The organism is Cloacibacterium rupense, from assembly GCF_014645495.1.
Lineage (GTDB): Bacteria > Bacteroidota > Bacteroidia > Flavobacteriales > Weeksellaceae > Cloacibacterium > Cloacibacterium rupense.
The window spans coordinates 854,055-873,884 of the sequence record NZ_BMLV01000001.1 but is presented as its reverse complement, the minus strand read 5'-3'; the positions used below and the strand labels follow the sequence as shown (position 1 = coordinate 873,884).

At 32.5% G+C, this 19,830-nt stretch carries 16 protein-coding genes; 6 read left to right on the top strand and 10 right to left on the bottom strand.

All coding sequences use genetic code 11. The features are described 5' to 3' along the window. The first annotated feature begins 107 nt into the window (after nucleotides 1-107). From IEW40_RS03795 to IEW40_RS03775, 5 genes are all read left to right on the top strand, one after another. On the top strand, nucleotides 108-1,904 hold the full coding sequence (locus IEW40_RS03795) for a TonB-dependent receptor plug domain-containing protein (protein WP_188616746.1): 1,797 nt from the start codon (nucleotides 108-110) through the stop codon (nucleotides 1,902-1,904). A 112-nt stretch (nucleotides 1,905-2,016) separates the two neighbouring features. Continuing rightward, entirely contained in the window at nucleotides 2,017-2,637 is a 621-nt protein-coding gene (locus IEW40_RS03790) for a hypothetical protein (RefSeq protein WP_188616745.1), read from the top strand. A gap of 72 nt (nucleotides 2,638-2,709) precedes the next feature. Next, nucleotides 2,710-3,840, top strand: coding sequence for a DNA polymerase III subunit beta (gene dnaN, locus IEW40_RS03785; protein ID WP_188616744.1), 1,131 nt, complete (start codon nucleotides 2,710-2,712; stop codon nucleotides 3,838-3,840). A 231-nt stretch (nucleotides 3,841-4,071) separates the two neighbouring features. Next, complete coding sequence (gene pheT, locus IEW40_RS03780; protein ID WP_188616743.1) at nucleotides 4,072-6,471, top strand: phenylalanine--tRNA ligase subunit beta; 2,400 nt, start codon at nucleotides 4,072-4,074, stop codon at nucleotides 6,469-6,471. Nucleotides 6,472-6,498: 27 nt separating this feature from the next. Further along, the gene (locus IEW40_RS03775) at nucleotides 6,499-6,891 is read left to right on the top strand and encodes an META domain-containing protein (protein ID WP_188616742.1); all 393 of its coding nucleotides are present in this window, start codon (nucleotides 6,499-6,501) and stop codon (nucleotides 6,889-6,891) included. Nucleotides 6,892-6,922: 31 nt separating this feature from the next. Here the strand turns inward: IEW40_RS03775 and trpA are convergent, their stop codons facing one another. From trpA to IEW40_RS03725, 10 genes are all read right to left on the bottom strand, one after another. Next, nucleotides 6,923-7,654 (bottom strand): tryptophan synthase subunit alpha, encoded by a 732-nt coding sequence (gene trpA / locus IEW40_RS03770; RefSeq protein ID WP_188616741.1) that lies wholly within the window; start codon nucleotides 7,652-7,654, stop codon nucleotides 6,923-6,925. A gap of 11 nt (nucleotides 7,655-7,665) precedes the next feature. Beyond that, nucleotides 7,666-8,454 (bottom strand): PhzF family phenazine biosynthesis protein, encoded by a 789-nt coding sequence (locus IEW40_RS03765; RefSeq protein ID WP_188616740.1) that lies wholly within the window; start codon nucleotides 8,452-8,454, stop codon nucleotides 7,666-7,668. Nucleotides 8,455-8,464: 10 nt separating this feature from the next. Then, nucleotides 8,465-9,019 carry a hypothetical protein gene (locus tag IEW40_RS03760; protein ID WP_188616739.1) on the bottom strand — a complete coding sequence of 185 codons (555 nt, stop codon included), beginning with the start codon at nucleotides 9,017-9,019 and terminating at the stop codon, nucleotides 8,465-8,467. After that, a complete protein-coding gene (gene trpB / locus IEW40_RS03755; protein WP_188616738.1) occupies nucleotides 9,016-10,200 on the bottom strand; it encodes a tryptophan synthase subunit beta in 1,185 nt (394 codons plus the stop codon). Before trpB ends, IEW40_RS03760 begins: the two co-directional genes overlap by 4 nt. After that, nucleotides 10,197-10,862, bottom strand: coding sequence for a phosphoribosylanthranilate isomerase (locus IEW40_RS03750; protein WP_188616737.1), 666 nt, complete (start codon nucleotides 10,860-10,862; stop codon nucleotides 10,197-10,199). Before IEW40_RS03750 ends, trpB begins: the two co-directional genes overlap by 4 nt. 21 nt (nucleotides 10,863-10,883) lie before the next feature. Then, nucleotides 10,884-11,663: an indole-3-glycerol phosphate synthase TrpC gene (gene trpC / locus IEW40_RS03745; RefSeq protein WP_188616736.1), complete on the bottom strand. Its 780-nt coding sequence runs from the start codon at nucleotides 11,661-11,663 to the stop codon at nucleotides 10,884-10,886. A gap of 126 nt (nucleotides 11,664-11,789) precedes the next feature. Then, nucleotides 11,790-12,779, bottom strand: a complete 990-nt coding sequence (gene trpD, locus IEW40_RS03740; RefSeq protein WP_188616735.1) for an anthranilate phosphoribosyltransferase — start codon at nucleotides 12,777-12,779, stop codon at nucleotides 11,790-11,792. Nucleotides 12,780-12,800: 21 nt separating this feature from the next. Next, complete coding sequence (locus IEW40_RS03735; protein WP_188616734.1) at nucleotides 12,801-13,367, bottom strand: anthranilate synthase component II; 567 nt, start codon at nucleotides 13,365-13,367, stop codon at nucleotides 12,801-12,803. After that, complete coding sequence (locus tag IEW40_RS03730; protein WP_188616733.1) at nucleotides 13,364-14,797, bottom strand: anthranilate synthase component I family protein; 1,434 nt, start codon at nucleotides 14,795-14,797, stop codon at nucleotides 13,364-13,366. Before IEW40_RS03730 ends, IEW40_RS03735 begins: the two co-directional genes overlap by 4 nt. A gap of 199 nt (nucleotides 14,798-14,996) precedes the next feature. Continuing rightward, nucleotides 14,997-16,667 carry an APC family permease gene (locus tag IEW40_RS03725; protein ID WP_188616732.1) on the bottom strand — a complete coding sequence of 557 codons (1,671 nt, stop codon included), beginning with the start codon at nucleotides 16,665-16,667 and terminating at the stop codon, nucleotides 14,997-14,999. 199 nt (nucleotides 16,668-16,866) lie between these two features. Between IEW40_RS03725 and IEW40_RS03720 the strand changes: the two genes are divergently transcribed. Further along, entirely contained in the window at nucleotides 16,867-19,821 is a 2,955-nt protein-coding gene (locus IEW40_RS03720; RefSeq protein ID WP_188616731.1) for a tetratricopeptide repeat protein, read from the top strand. The last annotated feature ends 9 nt before the right edge of the window (nucleotides 19,822-19,830 follow it).

Here is a 19,830-nt window from a genome sequence, read left to right as displayed (position 1 = left end):
CAACTCTTGTTGAGCCTTTTTTATTATTTCTAAAATTTAATCTTGATTTTGATTTGATAATTAAAAAAATCATATAAATTTGCCCGATTTTTTATCAAAAATAAAATATGAAGAAACTAATTGTAAGTATCGCTCTATTAGGGCTAATTTCTAATGCAACAGCTCAAGAAAAAAACATAGACGAAGTGACCATTACGGGCAAATTAATGGATTTACCACTGAAGAAAAGCAGTGTAAATGTTACCATCATAGATAAAACTCAAATTCAAAATTCAGCCGCTCAAAGTGTAGAAGAAGTTCTGGCTTATTACACCGGAATGGACATTAGAAAACGTGGGGCCAATGGTGTACAAACAGATTTATCCATCAGAGGAAGTAGTTTTGAACAGGTTCTCTTGTTGGTTAACGGAATTAGAATGGCTGATTCTCAAACGGGTCATAATACGATGAATCTTCCTTTTGATCTGGCTTCTGTAGAAAAAATAGAAATTCTAAAAGGCACTGCAGCTAGAGGTTTCGGAAACGGAGCTTATGCTGGTGTTGTGAATATCATTACAAAACCTAATTCTACGAATAGCCTTACAGTAAGAGGAGAAGGTGGTGATTTTAACACCTATGCTTATGGTGCTGCTTCTAACTTTGGGACAGAAAAATTTAGAAATTTTATTCAAATAAATAATTCTGAATCTGATGGTTATAGATACAATACCGATTATAAAATTAAAAATATTTGGTATCAAAATAACCTTGCCATAAAAGATGGAAATCTGAAATTGATGGCGGGTATTCAGGAAAAAAAATTCGGGGCGAATGGCTTCTATGCTTCGCCAGCTTTTACAGACCAATATGAGGAAGTACAAGTTTCTTTGGTTTCAGCCATTTTTGAGAAAAAGCTTTCGGAAAGTATTAATTTCAATGCAAAAACCTATTGGAGAAGAGCGCAAGATATGTACTTGTTTGTAAGAAATAATCCTTCGCTCTACAGAAATATGCATATTGGGAACAATGTAGGAGTAGATTTAGGAATTAATTTTAAATCAAAATTAGGGATTACAGGATTTGGGGCAGATCTAAGAAAAGAATTTTTAGCAAGTAATAATTTAGGAAGCAGAGAAAGGTTTGTTTCTCAGGCTTTTTTAGAGCATCATTTCTCTTTATTTAATGAAAGTCTGAATATTTCTCCGGGAATTTCTTGGACAAAATTTAGTGACGGAAAAGATTATTTCTTGCCAGGTATTGATGTGAGTTATACTGAGGAAAATAATAAGTTTTACGCAAATTTTGCTAAAGTGAATAGAATTCCTACCTATACAGATTTGTATTATATAAGCAGAGCAGAACAAGGAAACCCTAATCTAAAGGCAGAAACAGCGTGGTCTGGAGAGTTTGGTTATCAATATCAAGATGGACAAAACTATCTGAAGTACAGTATGTTTTGGAGAAAAACAGACAATGCCATAGATTGGCAAAAGGATAGCACAACTTCTAAATGGACAGCTCAAAATATAGGAACATTAGAAACTAAAGGTTTTGAAATGGAAGCTAATCATCAGGTAAACAATTGGTTAGGTTATTCGTTTGGATATACATATTTAGATAATCAAAATCTAGATAAAGATATTATTTCTAGATATTCTTTAGATAATTTAAGACATCAGTTTGTGGCTAAACTCAGAAATAATTACAAAGGGTTGTCTAATGAGTTGATTTACAGATACAACGAAAGAGTGAATCTGGGAAGTTATAATTTGCTAGATGACAAAATCAGTTATCAGTTTAAGAATTTTAATGTCTATGTTTTGGTCAATAATATTACCAATTCTGATTATATAGAGACTTCATTGGTGCCAATGCCAGGAAGGTGGTTTCATGCAGGATTTACCTATCAATTTAGTTTCAAATAAAAAAGTATTGCCAACTCCCAAGATTTGGCAATTTTTTTTCCACAAACATGAGATTTATTTTGAAAAAATCATTAATTCCTATAAATTTACACCTATTAAAAATTGATGACCAATGAAAAAAATCTTATTATTTGTTTTTGTACTTATTGCTAGTTTTTATTTCGCTCAAGATTTTAAAACCATCATAGCACAAAATACTTGTAAATGCGTGAAAGATGTTAAAAAAGAAAATTTAACGAAGAAGCAGATAGAATTTCAGTTTGGAATATGTATGTTCAAGGTTGCTAATCCTTACAAAGCTGAGATTAAAAAAGAATTTGGAATAGACATAAGTGATTTTTCTAAAAAAGAAAATATGTATAAATTGGGAACAGAAATAGGCATTTTGATGGCCCAAGAATGTCCTGATGTTTTTGAACAATTTATTCCGGAGGATAAGAATGAATCTCAAGCTGAAGCTGAAGAAGTGGTGTCTAATGAAGAACTAATGAACGGCGAAATTACTAAAATTGAAAAAGAGAATTTTGTGGTATTTTATATGAAAGGAGATAATAATATTCTCACTAAATTTTATTGGATTTCTAATGTAGACTCAAATATAGAACTCGAAAAAAAATATAATGAATTGGTAGGCAAGAAAGTAAATGTAAGCTATTATTCTGCTGATATCTTTGATTATCGTATAAATGAATACAGAAAAATCAATATTCTCTCAATGTTGAAAACTGAATAAAAATTAATGATTTTCAAGTTTGTCTATTGTTTCCAAAATCGTATATTTGTGTACTAAATATAATTTTAATTTATGAAATTTATTGTTGCAAGTGGTGAATTACAGAAAGCTCTACAGATTGTAAGTGGAGTAATTTCTAGTTCTCAATCAAGACCCATCTTAGAAAATTTTCTTTTTGAATTAGATAATGAAATATTAAAAATTACTGCTTCAGACGGCGAGACTACACTCATTACTTCGGTAGGGGTAAAATCTGATGATAGTGGTAAAATTGCAGTTCCTGCTAAAATGTTTCAAGAAGTGATTAAGTCTTTCGGAGACCAACCCCTTACTTTTTCTGTAAAAGAATCAGAAAGTGGAGAAGGTGGTTTATTAGAAATTCTAGACGAAAAAGATAATTATTTCGTGGCACTTGATAATGCCGAAGATTATCCAGAATTACCAGAATTCGATGCTGCTCAGAAAGTAACCATTTCATCTGGAGTATTGGCAGATGCACTAAGTAACACCCTTTTTGCAACCAGTAATGATTCTCTAAGACCTGTAATGACGGGAGTTCTTTTCCAGTTTTCTGATAAAGAAACCAATTTTGTCTCTACAGATTCTCATAGATTGGTGGTTTACAAAAGAACAGACGTTACCAGTGAAGAACCAGTAGAATTCATAATGCCGAAAAAACCATTGTCTATTTTCAAAAACATTTTGTCTAGTTCTAATGACGATGTGGTGATTGAATTCAACGAAAATATGGCTAAATTTACCTTCGGAGAAAACATCTGGATTTGTAGATTAATAGATGGTAAATATCCTAATTATTCTGCGGTAATCCCTAAAGAAAACCCGAATGTATTGACCATTAATAGAAATTTATTGTTAAGTTCTATCAGAAGAGCTTCTATTTTCTCTAATAAATCGACCAACCAAGTAAGATTTAAACTTTCTGGAAATATCTTGCATTTACACGCAGAAGATACTGAGTTTGCAAACAAGGCAGATATGCAAATCCCTTGTAACTATGCTGGCGAAGACATTAATATTGGTTTCAGTTCTAAATTTTTAACAGAAATGCTTTCTGTTTTAGGGGCTGATGATATTACACTGAAAATGTCTCAACCAAACAGACCAGGAATTGTAGAACCAGTTGACGGTTTAGACGAAAACGAACACATCTTAATGCTTTCTATGCCAGTAATCGGAATGTAATTTCTGTATTTCGAGATACGTATTTCGTGTTGTCGAGATTAAAAAATATCAATAGAGTCGGACTTTTGTCCGACTTTTTTTATTGAAGCTCAATTTGACTTCATACAAAACCGAAATTAAGGTTTTTAAATTTTCTTATCTCTCAAAAATTCACGATATTTGCAACTTACTTTTTTAGAAAAAGTTTAAAATTATTTTTAGACTTTAAACATTAGACTTTAGACATAAATTATGAAAATTTCTAACAATTGGTTAAAAGACTTTATCAAAACAGATTTAAGCTCAGAAAAAATTGGGGCTTTTCTTACGGATATTGGTCTAGAAGTAGAAGGAATAGAAAAATATGAATCAGTAAAAGGAAGCCTTGAAGGAATAATCGTAGGTAAAGTATTGACTTGCGAGCAACATCCTAATGCAGATAAACTCAAAATAACTACGGTAGAAGTAGACGAAGGAAAAATTCTAAATATTGTTTGTGGCGCACCTAATGTTGCAGCTGGACAAACGGTCCCAGTAGCTGTAGTAGGTACTAAAATCTATGACAAAAAAGGAGGCTTTTTCGAAATAGCTAAAGCTAAAATTAGAGGTGAAGTTTCAGAAGGAATGATTTGTGCTGAAGATGAATTGGGACTTTCTGATGACCACGGTGGAATAATGGTGCTAGACGAAGAAACTTATAAAGTAGGACAACCTTTTGCTAAATATTTTAGCTTAACTAATGATGAAGTTTACGAAATTGGTTTAACACCTAACAGAACAGATGCAATGTCTCATTATGGTGTAGCGAGAGATTTACAAGCTTTTTTATCTAATAATGGACTAAAATCTGAATTCGAAAAAGTAAGCACTGCAATTGTAAGTACAGAAGGTGAACACGGTTTTGAACTTGAAGTTGAAGACTCTGCATTATGCCCAAGATATATTGGTGCGATTATAGAAAATGCAAAAGTAGCACCTTCTCCTGTTTGGCTTCAAGATAGATTGAAAGCAATTGGTCTTTCACCAATCAATAATGTGGTAGATATCACCAATTATATTTTACACGGTCTTGGTCAGCCTCTTCATGCTTTTGATGCAGATAAAATTGCAGGTAAAAAAGTAAAAGTAGGGGTAAACGAAGCTGGAACTAAATTTACAACACTAGACGGAATTGAAAGAACTCTAAATGGTTCTGAAATTATGATTAAAGACGGAAATAACCAACCAATGTGTATTGCTGGTGTTTTCGGGGGTAACGATAGTGGTGTTTCAGACGAGACTAAAACCATATTTTTAGAAAGTGCGTATTTTAATCCAGTTGCCATCAGAAAAGCGGCGAAATCTCATGGTTTAAATACAGACGCTTCTTTCCGTTTCGAACGTGGAGTAGACCCAAATAATACCAGAACTACAATCACTCAAGCTATTAAATTGATTGAAGAAATCACTGGTGGAACAAAAGTTGGAAATCTTCTAGAGCATTATCCAAGCAAAATAGAAGACGCTAAAGTGATTTTTAGATATTCTAAATTGGATCAAATTTTAGGTATTAAAATTCATAGAGAAAAAGTAAAAGAAATATTAAAATCACTTGATATTTCGGTACTTAATGATATTCCAGATGGTTTAGAATTGGCAGTTCCTGCTTACAGAGCAGACGTAACCAGAGAAATAGATGTAATTGAAGAAATTCTTAGAATCTATGGTTATAATAAAGTAGATGCGCCTCAGAAAATATCTTTCAGCCCTGTAAAACTAAGTTTTGACGACCAAGATGCATTAGAAAATTCTTGGGCTAGAACTCTTCAAAGCAATGGTTTCAATGAAGTGATGAACAATTCACTTACCTCTGTAAAAGACGAAACCAATGCAGTGAAATTGCTCAATCCTTTGAGTGGAGATCTGGCTTTTATGAGAAAATCTTTGTTAGAAGGACTTTTAGAAAATGCAATTTACAATATCAATAGAAAAAATTCTGATATCAAATTTTTTGAATTAGGAAAAATTTATCACAAAAAAGAAAAATACGAAGAAAGAAAGCAATTGGCGATTTTGGTTTCTGGTAGAAATAATCCTGAAAATTGGTTATTGCCAAAATCTTCTACAGATTTCTTTACATTAAAAAGTTTTGTCAATATTCTTTTGAATAAATTAAATTTAAAGACTGAAGAAATTTCTCTAGAAGATGAGAGATTTGATGATGCTTTAGAAATTGTTTCTAGCGGAAAAAGCATCGCAAGATTAGGAAAAGTCTCAGCAAAACTTTTAAAAGATTTTGATATTGACCAAGATTGTTTTTATGCAGAGATAGAACTAGAAACTGCCCAAAAATTAAGAAGTACAGACAATTTTAAATTTGTAGATATTCCTAAATTTAATAAAATTAGAAGAGATTTGGCATTGTTAGTAGATAAAAATGTAACTTATGCAGAATTATATAAATCTGCAAAGAAAAACCCTTCTAAATATCTTAAAAACATCAATTTATTCGATGTTTATGAAGGTAAAAATCTACCAGAAGGCAAAAAATCTTATGCGCTAAGTTTTGAACTTTTAAATGAAGAAAAAACATTGGAAGAAAAAGATATCACTTCTGTGATGGATTCTTTGATTAAGAATTTCAAAAAAGAATTTAATGCCGAACTTCGTTAGTAGTAACCATTAATCAAAATATATCATATGAAAAATATAGTTTTAGCACTTTTTGCATTGATTGTTGTTGCTTCTTGTGCTTCTCAAATGGGTAAATCTTCTAAACAAGAAGTGGTTACCAATACCCAATGGACATTGGCTGACCAAGTTTCGGGGAGTAAAATTCCTACTTTAAACATAGAGGATAAGAGAATTTCTGGAAACGGTGGTTGCAATAATTTCTTTGCTGAAGCTACGGTAGATGCCAAGACTGGTACTTTTCTTATTGGAAATGTAGGTTCTACCAAGATGGCTTGTAATGACCTAAAAACAGAACAAAATTTCTTTAATTTGTTAGAACAAGCCAATAAATATACTGTGAAAGACGGTTATTTAGAACTTTATAAAGATAATCTTCTTTTGTTAAGATTCAAAAAATAAGCTGAAAACCTCGATTTAATCGAGGTTTTTTTTATTTGATAGCTTTAATAAATTCTTCGGCCTTTTCTTTCCAATTTTCGTTTTCTAGAATTGTTTTTACGAAAGCAGTTCCTATAATTCCGCCTTGTGATTTTTCGGTAACTTGTTCGAAATCTGATTTATTTTTGATTCCAAAACCAATCATTACAGGGTTTTTAAGTTTGATGGAAGCTAATTTATTCAAATATTCTTCGTTTTTCACTTCTTTGTTTTCGTTTCCTGTGGTAGATGAACTAGAAACGGCATATAAAAATCCAGAACTTAAAGAATCTAAATATTTAATACGCTCTTCCGAAGTTTCTGGCGTTACTAAAAAGGTAAAATTCAATCCATATTTTTCTAAAATAGGTTGATAATTTTTTTCAAATTCAATGGGAGGTAAATCTGGAATAATCAATCCCGAAACTCCTGAATTAGCACATTCTTCGCAGAATTTTTCAAAACCAAAACTCAAAACAGGGTTAATATAACCCATCAAAATCACAGGAATGTTGATTTCATTTTTCACTGATTTCAGTTGAGAAAAAAGCTTGGCAATCGTCATTCCATTTTTTAGAGCCAATTCGTGTGCTTCCTGAATTACAGGGCCATCTGCAACAGGATCAGAATAAGGCATTCCGATTTCCATCATATCTGCACCAGAATTCTGGATGGTTTTCATCATTTCTGTGGTATCTTCCAAATTAGGAATTCCTGCAGTGAAATATATATTTAATTTTTTCATAATAATCGTTTTTAAAGAATGAATATTTCGCCTTTTAGGTAGGTTTTGCATTTTCCGCTGATGAGAATTCTATCGTTTTTTAATTCGCATTCTAAAACACCACCACGTTTTGAAATTTGTTTCGCAATAAGTTTAGTTTTGCCTAAGTTTTCTGCCCAAAATGGCGTTAAAGTAGTGTGAGCAGAACCCGTAACAGGATCTTCATTTACTCCGCAATTGGGACCAAAAAATCTAGAAGTAAAATCGTAATTATCTGATTTTGAACTTACAATGATTCCTCTAGCCTCTATTTTTGTAATTTCTGAAATTTTGGGTTGTATATTTTGAATTTGAAGTTCATTTTCAAAAATCAATAAATAATCTGTTTTTCCTCGATAAGCTTCAATGGGTTGAAAAGCAAAACATTTCTCAAAAATAGATAAATTTTCCACTTTTTGAAGATTATCTTTTGGGAAGTCTAAAGTTAATAAATCACCATTTTTAGTAACGGTAAGTATTCCGCTTTTTCTAGAAAAGAAATTGATTTTAGCTTCCGTAAATCCTTCAAAATTCATTAAAACAAATGCCGATGCTAGAGTAGCGTGACCGCATAAATCTACTTCAACTTCTGGTGTAAACCAACGAATTTCATAGCCATTTTCTACAGGAACGGTAAAAGCGGTTTCTGCCAAGTTGTTTTCGGCGGCGATTTTCTGCATCGTTTCATCATTTAACCAGTGTATTAGCGGACAAACAGCTGCTGGATTTCCCGTGAAAAGTTTCTCTGCAAAAGCGTCTATTTGATAGATTCTTTGTGTCATATTTATCAAATTAAATATTAAAAAAATGAATGATTGATACCATAATTTTTGGAATGTAGTATAAACCAATAAAAATTAGAATTCCAGTGATAACGTATTTTAAAAAGTTATTCTTTAGAATTAATGCATTGGTAAGTTTTAATTTAGAAAATGCTTGCAAAATTTGTTTTCTATGCCAATAAAATATAATAAAAATTAGAATCTGGTAAAGAATAGCACCTAACAAAGCACCGAGATGAACTCCATAAAAAATATCTTGTAAAATGATGTTAACAAGAATTGAAGTCAAAATAAATCCACCTAAAATTCTGGTTTTTGGAAGGATTAATAAAACCGAACCTACAATTTCAAAAATACCTATAATGACTGAAAAAGTTTTTGAATAGGCATAAAAAGCCCACATTAGTTGCATTCCTTTGTATGAATTTAAAGGTTGCGTATATTGATTGATGTCTCCGAACTGAATGTATTTTGCTGCACCATATACGCTCATATGAAGCGCAACATACAAAACAAAAACCCATTCTAAGAGTTCAATAAATTCTTTACGAGAAAATAATTTCATTGTGATAAATGTTTCAAATACGTTTCCATATCTTTATCACCACGTCCGCTTAAGCAAATTACGACTACATCGTCTTTTTGGAAGGTTTTCTTCTTCAAAACTTGCAATGCGTGTGAACTTTCCAAAGCGGGAATAATGCCTTCTAATTTAGTCAATTCAAAAGCAGATTCTAACGCTTCATCATCATTAATACTGAAAAATTCTGCACGATTATTTTTAAATAAATTAGCGTGAAAAGGCCCAATTCCTGGGTAATCTAACCCTGCAGAAATAGAGTGAGGTTCTATCACTTGTCCATCATTGGTTTGCATCACAATACTTTTACTACCATGCAAAACGCCAGTTGTTCCAAGAAAAGTTGTAGCTGCAGATTTTCCTGAATTTACGCCGAAACCACCAGCTTCTGCCGCAATAATTTTCACAGAAGGTTCATCTACAAAATGGTAAAAAGTTCCTGCTGCATTGCTTCCTCCGCCAACACAAGCAATTACGTAATCCGGATTTTTTCTACCTATTTTCTCTTTCAATTGCCATTTAATTTCCTCGGAAATTACACTCTGAAATCTCGCCACCAAATCTGGAAAAGGATGTGGGCCAACTACACTTCCGATGATGTAATGGGTAGTTGTAGCATTGTTAATCCAATCTCTCAGTGCTTCATTTACAGCGTCTTTCAAAGTTTTTGAGCCAGAAGTTGCAGGAACAACTTTTGCTCCGAGCATTTTCATTCTTGCAACATTAGGAGCTTGTCTCGCAATGTCAATTTCTCCCATATAAACGATGCATTCCAGATTCATTAAAGCGCAAGCTGTCGCCGTTGCAACGCCGTGTTGACCAGCTCCAGTTTCGGCAATAATTCTCTTTTTTCCTAGTTTTTTGGCGAGAAGAACTTGTCCGAGAGCGTTATTGATTTTATGAGCGCCAGTATGGTTTAAGTCTTCACGTTTCAGGTAAACATTAGTGCTGTATTTTTCGCTTAAATTTTTTGCAAAATAAAGTGGAGTAGCTCTTCCTACATAATCTTTCAATAAATCATTGAGCTCGGTTTTGAACTCTTCAGATTCTATAATTTCTATATAATTATGTTGAAGTTCTTCCACGTTTGGATAGAGCATTTCTGGAACAAATGCGCCACCAAATTCTCCGTAATATCCGTTTTTGTCAGGGTTTTTATATGTCATTTTAATAATGATTTGAATGTTTTTATTTTTTCTACATCTTTAATACCTGCCTCAATTTCAAATTTTGAATTGATGTCTAAAGCAATTGGTTGATGGTTGATGGTTGATAGTTGATGGATGTTTTCTAACGAAATTCCGCCACTTAAAAAATAAGGAATTGGAATTTCTATTTCGTTGAGAATTTGCCAATCAAAAGTTTTTCCTGTTCCTCCGAAAGCTTTGCTGTCTGTGTCGAATAAAAAATAGTTGATGGTTGATGGTTGATGGTTGATGGTTTTTTCCAATTCTTCTTTCTTTTGATTACCAATTCTAATTACTTTAATGATTTTAGTGTTTTTGCTCAACTTTAACCCTAACTTTTTTACAAATTCTTCTTCTTCATCTCCGTGCAATTGAATAAAATTGAGTTTTGCTTTTTCTGAAATTTCGACAATTTTTTCAACCGTTTCATTCACGAAAACGCCTACTTTCCCTTGATGATTAATTTCTGCAATTTCTTTTAAACTCAAATGATTCAATACAAATCTTGGAGATTTTTCGTAGAAAATAAAGCCTAAAAAATCTACATTCAAAGAAATTAATTCTTGAATTTGAGACTGTTGAGTTAAACCACAAACTTTAATTTGCAATTGGCTTTTAGCTTTTGGCTTTTGGCTTTTCATTATTGGTAAATTGTTACATTTCTATATTGTTACATTAGAAACAAATTCTTTGAATTTATTTCCGGGATTTTCGTTTTTCATAAAATATTCGCCCATCAAGAAAGCATCAAATCCTTTTTCTTTCAGAAATTTAAAATCTTCTACATTGTAAATTCCACTTTCGGCAACTGATAAAGTTCCTTTTGGAAGGAGATTTTTTAAATTGACTGAATGCTGTAAATCAACTTTGAAATCTTTTAAATTTCTGTTGTTAATTCCCACCAAATCAATTTCAGAATTGAAATGTTTTAACTCTTCTTCGGTGTGAATTTCTAACAAAACTTCCAAATTCAATTCGTGAGCCAAATCTGTAAACTCCTGAACTTGACTAGTGGAAAGACAAGCTGCAATCAGTAAAATGACATCTGCACCGAATGATTTTGCTTCATAAAATTGGTATTCATCTACCATAAAATCTTTCCTCAAAATCGGAATATTTACTGAATTTCTAACATTCAAAATATCCTCAAAATTTCCTCCAAAAAAATCTTTATCCGTGAGAATTGAAATTCCACTTGCACCGAACTCTTCGTATTTGGTAACTACTTCCGAAGGTGAAACTTTATCGTTGATGATTCCTTTTGAAGGCGATTGTCTTTTAAATTCTGCGATAATTCCGTTTCTGGATTTTACAGATTCTTTCAAAGAAAAAGTTTCTTTCCCAAAAAATTCTGAATTTTTGAGTTCATCAACAGAAATTTTACTTTTTGAGAAAGCTATTTCTTCTTTTTTTCTAACTATTATTTTATCTAAAATGTTCATGTTTTTTAAAACGCAAAGAGCGCAAAGATTTTTTTTACAACTTTGAAAATATTTTTAAGTTCGCAAAGATTCATCTAAAGATGAATTGCAGAGTTCGCAATTTTTCTAATTTTCAACTTTCAATTTTCAATTTTCAATTAGTTTAATAAGACATTCCAAAGCTTTTCCGTTTTCTAAACTCTCTTTTGCAGCAGCTAAACTTGCCTCGTAATTTTCAAATTTCCCAGTATTTTGTAATGCTTTTGCAGCATTGGCAAGAACTACGGCGTTTTGTTCGTAAGTTCCTTTTCCTTCTAAAATATTTCTGAAAATTTTGGCAGCTTCTTCTTTAGAATTTCCTCCAAAAATAGTTTCTGGAGCAATATTTTTGAAACCTAATTCTTCAGCAGAGAAAATTTCTTCTCCATTTTTATTGAAAATTTTGGTGTCGCCTGTCAAGGAAATCTCGTCGTAACCGTCTAAAGCGTGAACCAACATAAAATCTTCGTTGTTTTTTTGTAAAATATATTGATACAACCTCGCAATTTCTAAACTGTAAACGCCAATCATAGAAAATTTTGGTTTTGCAGGATTTACCAAAGGTCCCAAAAGATTAAAAAAAGTTCTTAAACCTAATCCTTTTCTCAAAGGTGCAACCGATTTCAACGCTGGATGAAAAAGCGGAGCGTGAAGAAAGCAAATATTGGCTTTTTCTAAATCTTTCTTCAAATCTTCTTGATTATTTTTGAATTTGTACCCTAATTCCTCCAAGACATTAGACGAACCAGAAATCGCAGAAACGCCATAATTACCGTGTTTTGCTACTTTTTGTCCGGTTCCTGCAACGATGAAACTTGCCAAAGTGGAAATATTAAAGGTGTTTTTTCCATCACCGCCAGTTCCAACAATGTCAACCAAATCGTGAGTTCCGAGATCTACTTTTACCGCCAAATCTAGCAAAGCATCTCGAAAACCTTGCATTTCTTCTAGCGTAATGCTTCGCATCATAAAAACGGTGATAAACGCCGAAACTTCTGTTTCGTTGAATTTATTTTGTGCAATTTCAATCATTATCGCCTTTGCTTCGGCTTTGGTCAATGTTTGATGATTGAAAAGGTATTGTAATATTTGTTTCATAGTGCTATTTGCAATTGGCCATTAGCTTTTTAAAAAATTCTCTAAAATTTCTCTTCCTTTCGGTGTTAAAATACTTTCAGGATGATACTGTACTGCGTGTACATCGTACTTTTTGTGTTTTAGGCTCATAATCATTCCAGAATTATCAATAGAAGTAATTTCTAATTCTTCAGGAAAATCATCAGGATTTACCGCCCAAGAATGATACCGCCCAACTTCTAAAACTTCGGGTAAATTTTCTAAAATTTTGTGAGGTTTTATTTGTTTTGCTTCGGTGGCAACTCCGTGATAAATTTCAGAAAGATTAATTAAACTTCCACCGAAAGCTTCGGCAATTGCTTGTTGCCCCAAACAAACTCCAAAAATAGATTTTGTTGGAGCATATTTTTTAATCACGTCAAGTAAAATTCCTGCTTCTTCGGGAATTCCTGGTCCAGGTGAAAGGATAATTTTATCATATTGGTTGATGTCTTCCAAAGGAATTTCGTCATTTCTGAATACATCTACTTTTTCGCCCAAAATTTGTTCTACAATTTGAACCAAATTATAAGTAAAACTATCGTAATTATCGAAAACTAAAACTTTCATAATTTTTCTGCTTTTTTAACTGCCATTTTCAAGGCGTTTAGTTTGTTATTTACTTCTTGCAATTCACTTTCTTCGGAAGATTTAGCAACAATTCCAGCTCCAGCTTGATAAAAGAGTGTGTTGTTTTTGCTCAAAAATGTTCTAATCATAATCGCTTGATTGCAACTCCCGTCAAAGCCTACAAAACCGATACAACCACCGTAATAACCTCTGGAAGATTTTTCGTAAGCGTCTATTAATTCCAATGCTTTATATTTTGGAGCGCCACTTAAAGTACCTTGCGGAAAAGTGGTGGCAATCATTTCATAAGGATTAGTGGTTTCTTCTAATTCTGCGGTAACTTCTGAAACCATGTGAATAACGTGAGAAAACAACTGAATTTCTTTTAATTTAGAAACCGTTACGTTTTTTCCTAATTTGCTTAAATCATTTCTTGCTAAATCTACGAGCATCGTATGTTCGGCATTTTCTTTTGGGTCTTTTTTTAGAATTTCTACAGATTGTAAATCTTTTTCGGTGTCACCAGTTCTGCGGAAAGTACCTGCAATTGGGTGAATGATTGCTTTTTGATTTTGAATAATCAACTGACTTTCAGGACTAGAACCCATTAATTTATAATCTCCATAATCAAAGAAAAATAGATAGGGAGATGGATTGATGTTTCGTAAAGCTCGGTAAACATTGAATTCGTCTCCTTGGAATTTTTGCTCGAATCTTCTGCTGAGAACCAATTGAAAAACATCACCTCGGAAACAGTGTTTTTTGGCTAATTCTACCAAATTTCTGTATTCTTCATCAGTGAGATTAGAGGTTTCTTCGTCTATTTTTTCGAAAGAGTAGAGTGCAACATCTTTGTTATGAATAATGTTTTCAATTTCCAAAATTTCGGATTTTAAACCTTCGATTTTATTTTCAATCAAGAACATTTCGTCATTAAAGTGATTGATGGCAATCACGTACTGATAGAGTCTGTAGCGTAAAAGTGGGATTTCTACTTCTTTGCTTTGAGGTTTGAATTTAATCGTTTCAAAAAACTGAACGGCATCAAAACTAGTGTAACCAAACAAACCTTGCGCTATTTTTTCTACAGGATTTTTCACCGTTTCACAATCAAAACTTTTAGAAAAATTTTCTAAATATTCTGATATTTTCAAACCTTCTGGAATGACAGATTTTTCTGGAGCTGTTAAAGGAAATTTAACCTCCATTTCTTGCAGATTTTTAATTTCTACTCCTGCAATTGCGTTGATGGCGATGTACGAAAAACTATTGTTATTTACATTATGGTCGGCACTTTCAAGAAGAATAGTGTCTCTGAATTTATCTCTTAATTTCAGATAAATTCCCATTGCGGTATGTAAATCTCCCATCAAAGATTTGGAAGTGGTTTTTATTTTAGTTTTTGGTTGTTGGTTTTTGGTTGTTGGCATATTTAAAGGTTTTAAATAAAAAAAAGACTTCAACGGATAAATCGCTGAAGTCTTCTTTTATGAAATTAGTTTACGTAGAACGTTTCCATAGCAGTTTAGCTTAGACTCAGCGAAGAGTATAAGTGCCACCACCAGTTTTTGTTCATTGTTGATTTCATTGGTACAAATATATAAAGTATTTTAATTTTTGCAAATATTTTTAAGCATTTTCTGAATTTAATTTGCTGTGTTTTTTCCCGTAGAAGAAATAAATTCCTAATCCTACGATAAACCAAAGACCAAACCAAAACCAGTTGTTGTGCGTCATCCCAGTTAAAAGATAAAGACAAGAACTCAATCCTAGAAGTGGAATTAATGATAAATTTTTAAGATAAGAAAGAACAACTAGCATCAAGTTGATCATAATATAAATGATTACAGAAAGTCTGAATTCGCCTTGCTTTTCGTCTGAAATATTCCATAAATCGTGGAAAAATTGAGGTTGCCAAAAATAAAATCCGATCAATCCTCCTAAAAATAATATAGGGAATATAAACTTAGAATTGATGTAAGGAAGGTGGAAGCTGCCTTTTACTTTTTCGCGAGCAGGCATTAGTAAAATACCTCCATTTACCAATACAAAGGCAAAAATAGTCCCTATACTTGTAAAATCTAAAATAAAAGATTTGTCTGTAAAAAAAATAGGTAAGCCAACTGCTATACCAGTGATAATGGTCGCAAAAGAAGGTGTTTTGTATTTTGGGTGAACTTCTGCAAATTTTTTAGGCAAAAGTCCGTCTCTACTCATACTCATCCAAATTCTTGGTTGACCCATTTGGAAAACCAATAATACGGTGGTTATTGCAATAATCGCGGTTACAGAAACTACAAATTCCATCCAAGGGATATTGCCATTTTCTGGAGCGAAGATAAATGAAAGCGGATCACCAATTCCTTCAAATTTTCGGTAATCTACAATTCCGGTAAGAACTAAGGTTAGAACCATATAAATTGCTGTACTAAGCACTAGAGAAAGAATCATTCCTTTGGGTAATGTTTTTTCGGGTTCTTTGGTCTCTTCAGATAAAACACTGAGTGCATCAAATCCAATATATGCAAAGAAAACACCACTTACGGCTGCCATTACACCAGCAAAACCATTGGGCATAAAGGTTTTTACTCCGTCATTATTGGTAGGAACCCAATTGTCTGAATTGATGTAGAAAACGCCAACGGCAATAATTAGCATAATTACAGCCAATTTCATAATTACCAAAATGTTATTGAAATTTCTACTTTCTTTGATACCTATGTAAACCAACCAAGTGATTAAAGCATTGATAATTAATGCAGGAATGTCTACAATAAATTTAATTCCGGCAACTATAGGTGCGGTAGTCCAAGCGGTTATTAATTCTTTATTTTCAGAGCCTGCCAAAAATGCTTTTTTAGCTTCTGTATAACTTGTTGTTAAATAATCTGGAATATCAAAACCTATTCTTTCTATAAATGAGGTGAAATAATCACTCCAAGAAAAAGCTACATAGATATTCCCAAAACTGTATTCCATGATGAGAGCCCAACCAATAATCCACGCAATAATTTCTCCGAAACTAGCGTAAGCATAGGTGTAAGCACTACCTGCTGTTGGGATTCTGGTAGCAAATTCTGCATAAGACATTGCGGTAAAACCACATGCAATTCCACAAATGATATATAATGTAATTACACCAGGTCCACCCCTGAAAATAGCCTCGCCTAAACTACTAAAACTTCCAGCTCCAATAATAGCGGCTAATCCAAAAAACACAATATCCCAAAGACCTAATGCTCTCTCTAATCCAGAATTACTCTTTATAGTAAATGTCTTTTTTCTAAAAAGTTGGCTCATTAATTCAATTTTTATCTGTCAAAGTCACAAATGTAATGAATTTTGTGTTTAAGTATTATTTTAAATAGGGGTAAATCTAAAAAAAAATAAATCATCTAATCATTTCCTAGTTTTCAAAGAAAAAATCTTTATAACTTGTTTCTGCAATAAGTTTTCAGTATTTTCGTTCAATTAATGTACATCAATTCATCCTTAACCAATGAATAATAAACAAAAATTCTTACTGCTTTCGGCATTTTCTTTATATAGTTTTTCTGAAGCACAACAATCGCAATTTTTTGCAGACCAAGAACTTTACCGCTATAATTTAGCTGAAAATCTTTACCAAAATAAAATCTACGCTGCTTCTCAATATGAGTTTTCTAGACAATATTTTTTTAACCAAAATCTAGAAAATTCTAAAAAAGAAACCGCGCTATTTTTTAGCAATGTTATTGGAGTAATTTTAGGGAAAAATTACGCAGAGCAAGGTTTGGATAATTTCATCAAAGAATATCCTAAATCTGCACTTTTTGCGCAAGCCAATTTACCTTTGGCAGATTATTATTTGGCTAAAAAAGATTTTCCAAAAGCTTTAGAAACGTTACAAAAAGTCAATCAGTATCAATTGGATAAGCAAGAAAATACGCAGTATATCTTAAAGTTGGGTTATGCCAAATTTATGACTGGCGATTCTAATGGTGCAATTGAAGCATTAGAAGAAGCCTACAAAACCGCCGAAGATAAAGGCGATATTGCATATATGCTCGGGCATTTGTATTATGCTGATAAACAAAACGATAAAGCATTTCAGTATTTTGATGAGATTAAAAATCAAGAAAAATATGCTAAATTGGTAAAGCCTTATTACGTGCAATTGTATTTCAATGAAAAACAATATGATAAGGCTATTTCCGAAGGAAATGATTTATTAAACGAAGATATTTCAACAGCTTATAAAGCCGAAGTTCACAAGATTATCGGTGAAAGTTATTTTATGCAAAAACAATATTCTGAAGCATATCCTCATCTAAAAGCTTATTTGCAAACTCAACAAAATCCTTCGGAAAGTGATTTGTACGAAATGGGTTTTGTGGCAGCAAATCTTCAAAAATTTGATGAGGCAATTTCTTACTACAATAAATTGCTTAATTCTAAATCTGCTTTGGCGCAAAATGCTTATTATCAATTAGGTAACGCCTATTTAGAAGTAGGGAAAAAACAAGAAGCTTTGGCTGCTTTTCGTTCTGCAAAGGAAATGACGTATGATAAAAACGTCTCAAAATTAGCTCACGAACAATACGCAAAACTGAGTTACGACATCGGAAATCCGTTTGAAAGCCCACAAATTGCCATCAAATCTTACCTCGAAAAATATGGTTATTCTAAAGAATTAGAGCAACTTTTGGTAAAATCTTATTTGTATTCTGGAGATTACAAAGGCACAATAAAAGCCATCGAAGAATTGACAGGAGTTGATGCTCAAACCGAAAAAATCTACCAAGAAGTGTTGTTTCTCTACGGAACAGAACTTTTTAACAAAGGTGAATTAGATGCTGCGGAACAGAATTTCAAGAAAAGTTTAAAATACAATCTTAATAAAACCTTCAACTTAAGAGCGCAATATTGGTTGGCGCAAACCTATTATCAAAAAGGAGATTACGCGACTGCAATTTATGGTTTTGAAAAATTGGATAGAAATGTAGAAGAGTTTCCAGAAAAACAACAATTGAGTTATGATTTAGGATACGCTTATTTCAAATCTAAGAATTTTGAGAAAGCTAAAGAATATTTCAAAGAATATCTTAAAAATCCGAAACCAGAGTTTAAATCTGATGCAGAATTGCGATTAGCAGACACGTATTATGCTGGTAATGAACTGAATGAAGCGATTGCAATATACAATAAAACAGAAGGTGCGAACGATTACACGCAGTTTCAAAAAGCAATGGCGATTGGTTTCAAAGGTGATACAGAAGCCAAAATTGTAGAATTGAAGAGATTAATTTCAAATTATAAAAACTCTGAATATCAAGATGATGCGTATTACGAATTGGGAACTTCTTATGCTTCGATTGATCAGTTTCAAAATTCGAGTGATGCGTTTTCGCAAGTGATAAAAATTGGAGCAGATAAAGATTTGGTAGCGAATGCAGAAATCTACAGAGCGCAGAATTATGAAGACTTAAATCAGCCAGAAAAAGCTTTAGCAGAACTGAAATCTCTTGGCAATAAATATAAAAATACTGCTTATGCAGAGAAAATTGTAGCGGCAGCAAAACCAATTTATTTGAAAAACGGAGACGCTTCTGGTTACGAATATTTTGCGAAAAACTTAGGCGTAAATATTGCTCAAACAGATTTAGATGAAATCAATCTTTCTTTGGCTCAACAACAATTTGCGAAGAAAGAATACGCAAAGGCCATTCCGAATTATGAAAAGTTTTTAACCCAAAATCCGACAGGTGAAAAATTCTACCAAGCGCAATATGAATTGGGCGAAAGTTATTATCAAACCAAAAATTTAACGAAAGCGAAATTGGTTTTAGGTGAGGTTGCTAATGCTCAAAATGATTATCAGGAAGATGCTCAAGTAAGAATTTCTCAGATTTTGTTGAGTGAAAATAATACTTCGGAAGCTAAAATTTATTTAGAAGGACTTACCAATTCTTCGAATATCAATATTAAAAACTTCGCCAATACTGAATTGATGAAAATCTACGCCGAGGAAAAGAATTTCTCTCAAGCAGAAAAATTTGCGAATGAAGTATTGAAAAATTCTAAAAATTCTGCTGCGGTTTTAGAACAAGCGAAAGTGATAAAAGCCAGAAGTTTGATGAATCAAGGTAAAGATAAAGACGCGCAATCTGCTTATGCTGCGTTAGAAAAATCTGCAAATACAGAAGTGGCAGCAGAAGCTTTATATGCAAAAGCTTTTTATCAAAACAAAGGAAAAGCCTTCAAATCTTCCAACGAAACGATTTTCAAACTCGCAAATAATTATGCTTCAGAAGAATTTTGGGGTGCAAAAGCTTTGGTGTTGATGGCTAGAAATTATTTGGCTTTGAAAGACAATTATCAGGCAAGTTATACTTGTGATCAAATCATAGAAAACTATCAAGATTTCCCAGAAATCGTTTCAGAAGCTAGGGGAGTGAAAGCGATGATTAAGTAATTTGATAAT